This is a genomic window from Arthrobacter sp. JCM 19049, assembly GCF_001310435.1.
Window position 1 is genome coordinate 1 of the sequence record NZ_BAXF01000704.1, and the last position, 902, is coordinate 902.

A 902-nucleotide genomic window follows, 5' to 3' on the forward strand; every position below is an offset into this window, starting at 1 on the left:
AACCAAAGCGGGGACTGGCCGGAACTGGACATCGACTTCGTGCTGCACGGACGCTACGTGGACGGGCACCTGCAGGGCGGGCCGGCCACCGAATGGGGCGCCGGGGCGAAGCTCGGGGACCGGATGCTCCTGCTGGGGCCGAACAAGGCGCTGAACGACGCCAGCTACGGCGGCATCGAATTCCGGCCCGGCAACGCCACCCGCGTGCTGCTGGTGGGCGATGAGACCGCCGCGCCGGCGATCTGCTCGATCCTGGAGGCGCTGCCCTCTACGGTGACCGGCGATGCGTTCATCGAGGTCCCGGAGGCCGGGGACATCCTGGGCACCACGACCGCCTCCGGGGTGTCGGTGCAGTGGCTGACCCGCGGCACCCAGCCGCACGGCAAGCTGTTGGAGTCCGCCGTGCGGGAGGCTGTGGCGATCCCCGCGGCGGGGGTGGTGCACACCAACGCCGACCCGGAGGACGTGGACATCGATTCGACGATCCTGTGGGAAACCGGCGGCGGCTCGGCCGGGCCGTTCTACGCGTGGATCGCCGGGGAGGCCTCCGCGGTCAAGACGCTGCGCCGCTACCTGGTCAAGGACGTGGGCATCGACCGCAAGCAGGTGGCCTTCATGGGCTACTGGCGCGAGGGGAAGACCGAAAACTAGGCTGCCACCCTCCCTTTTTCGACGCCAGACGGAGTTGCTGACGGGGCAGGAGTGCGGATGTTCCGCGCTCCTGCCCCGCGGTCGTTAACCCGAACCAGGCGCGGATGCGGTGCGGTGCGGTGAGGTGCGGTGCGCTGCGCCAAGGGGCGTGCCTAGCAGTCGTCGTCGATCAGCGCGGTGAGGATCCGGGCCAGCTGGGCCTGATCCGCCGGGTCCAGCCGGGCGAAGAAGTCGTTCATCTGCACGCGGCG

1 protein-coding gene is annotated in these 902 nt (G+C 70.2%); it reads left to right on the top strand.

Annotated features, from left to right (window positions below):
• The coding region (locus JCM19049_RS15650) for a siderophore-interacting protein (RefSeq protein ID WP_279403383.1) at positions 1 to 651 on the top strand (651 nt) is incomplete at its 5' end.
• Positions 652 to 902 lie beyond the last annotated feature (251 nt).